At 35.5% G+C, this 2,490-nt stretch carries 1 protein-coding gene and 1 pseudogene; both read left to right on the top strand.

Annotated elements, in window-relative coordinates; translation table 11 throughout:
* Positions 1-338 (top strand): annotated as a pseudogene (locus AFK68_RS01895) (bifunctional DNA primase/helicase); the annotation flags it as partial.
* Between the two features lie 708 nt (positions 339-1,046).
* Positions 1,047-1,982, top strand: coding sequence for a phosphoribulokinase (locus tag AFK68_RS01890; protein ID WP_094671193.1), 936 nt, complete (start codon positions 1,047-1,049; stop codon positions 1,980-1,982).
* Positions 1,983-2,490: the final 508 nt, after the last annotated feature.

Genomic DNA, 2,490 nt, shown 5'->3' with positions numbered 1-2,490 from the left:
CATTATTGAAGGATAAACAAAGGGAATTGAAAAATATAGATCCAGATTTACAATTGTTAGGAAAAACAGCATTGTCAAACCGAACAGAAATTAAAACTATATTAGGAATAGGATTAGCTGCTAACTCTAGCCCGATTATAATTGTGCGGCGTTTTTTGGAGAAAATTGGTTATAGTTTGGAATTTTTACGAACAGAAACTCACCAGAAAAAACGATTGAGAATTTATCGCATTGTTAATCCTGATGATGGTAGGTTTGAAGTATTTCAGCAATGGTTGAGTGGGAGAAAATTAGAGAGTGGAAACTCTTACCAAGGTAAAATTATAATTAAGTTATAATATAATATAACCCTTGATTTATGAATTAAAAAAATCAGTATAGCGTTTCTCAAGCTTATGAGGTAAACCTATCTTTAATTTCTTTTCTATTCCCTCCATACCAGTTAAGTATTCCCAGTTAAGTGTTCCCTAAAACAAACGAATTTTGTACCTCACGCTTCTTGGGAATTGCTATATACTTATAGTGTTATACTAATCCTTCCTTCGTAATGCTATACTTGGTTCAGCAATGAACAATTAATAATTAATAATTAATTGTTCATTGTTAATTATTCAGTGATACTTTAGTTCTTAAGTAATTAGGACAGACCTAATCATCTTTTTGTTAATTATTGGCAAATTAATCTTAATTATTATTATGTTTATTTCTCCCTCACTCCCCTAAAAGTGAATTGCTATAGCTTTTGACTTGTGCGTAGCGCTATACTTCCCATTTCCTTGATTACCAAAAATCTTGCCCTCAGTGCCAAATACAACATAAAATTAATTATTACTAAAAATTTAAGGCTGTGCCATATAGGCCNTAGAGTTCATTTAAAATAAATCCGAAAAGCTATAGCTTTTGACTTGTGCGTAGCGCTATACTTCCCATTTCCTTGATTACCAAAAATCTTGCCCTCAGTGCCAAATACAACATAAAATTAATTATTACTAAAAATTTAAGGCTGTGCCATATAGGCCATTGTCCGGTACAGGGAGAATAAAATTATGACTCATCGTCCAATAATCCTAGGTATTGTGGGTGATAGCGCTGCAGGTAAAACTACCTTGACTAGAGGAATAGCTCAAGTATTAGGTCCAGAAAATGTCACTGTTATCTGTACAGATGACTACCATCGCTACGATCGAAAACAACGAGCTGAAATAGGTATTACTGCCCTCCACCCAGACTGTAACCATCTTGATATAATGCAGCAACATCTAACCCTGTTGCGTACCGGACAACCAATTCTCAAACCTATTTATAATCACTCAACCGGAAAATTTGACCCTCCAGAATACATCAAGCCTAACAAATTTGTGATTGTTGAGGGATTGCTTGGTTATTCGACTAGAGGGGCAAGGGACTGTTACGATGTTAAAGTTTATTTGGCCCCCCCAGAAGAATTAAGAGCGAAATGGAAAGTAAAACGGGACACGATGAAAAGGGGCTACACTGAAGCACAAGTCCTGAAAGAGATGGAAAAGCGGGAACCAGACTCAGAGGAGTTTATCCGTCCCCAACGTAAGTGGGCAGATGTAGTTGTTACTTTTTATCCCCCTTCAAACGATATAAATAGTTCTCAACTTCATGTCCGTTTGGTACTGAGACCAACTATTCCTCATCCAGATTTTCTGGCAATTATCGATCAAGGTAGTCCTAATTTTCAACCTGCAGTCCGTTTGGGTTTAGATAGGGATATGGGTAAACCAGTTGATGTTTTGGAAATTGATAGTCATGCTACTAAGGAACAGGTAAATGAGTTAGAGATGATTCTTTGCAATGAAATGCCTAACTTAAAAGATTTCTGCTCCCCTGAAGGAGACCCAGATATTGGTAAGTTAGTTGGTACAACTGGGGAGTTGCTTCAGAGTTATCCTCTAGCTTTGACTCAATTACTTATTGCTTATCACATGATTAAGGCAACTAATATTTATCAGTAGAAGGGAATAGGGGAAAACAGCATTAAATAGTAGCTGTTCACAAGGATTATTGGGTACTCAAAATAACGTTTTTTTCTAATAAAAAACTCAATCTAGATTTACTTCTCATTTGAAGGGAATAGTAATACCAGTTTGATAAATATTTGCTACAAATAGCTAGGTTCATTAATGGATAATTGATAATTGATAATTGATAATTGATAATTACCTCTCCCTAAAAGGGAGAGGTAAGACAAATAAGGAAAATATTTATTTCTCTTGGTCGATTGGATATGGTTAGGTAACCCATCCATCCCATCCTAACGGAATGCTCCGCAAACGACCGCTTTTTCCCCTTGAAAGGGGAGGCTTCAAGGCGTGAATTATCTAATTATTTAATTGTTTAATTATTAATTATTTCGGTAATTTTTAGGAGTCAGGAGTCGCATGGGAATGGCTTTAATATAGTTTTTTAGGTCATACATCATATTTTTTGTCCAAGGGACATCTCCTGTGAAGTCTTTTTATC

Origin of the sequence: Hydrocoleum sp. CS-953, assembly GCF_002260545.1 — a bacterium.
GTDB lineage: Bacteria > Cyanobacteriota > Cyanobacteriia > Cyanobacteriales > Microcoleaceae > Trichodesmium.
This window is presented reverse-complemented; position numbering and strand designations above follow the sequence as displayed.

What these genes read in the sequence shown, in the direction of transcription:
- AFK68_RS01890 (WP_094671193.1), top strand. Translation starts at nt 1,047, where the DNA reads ATGACTCATCGTCCAATAATCCTAGGTATTGTGGGTGATAGCGCTGCA.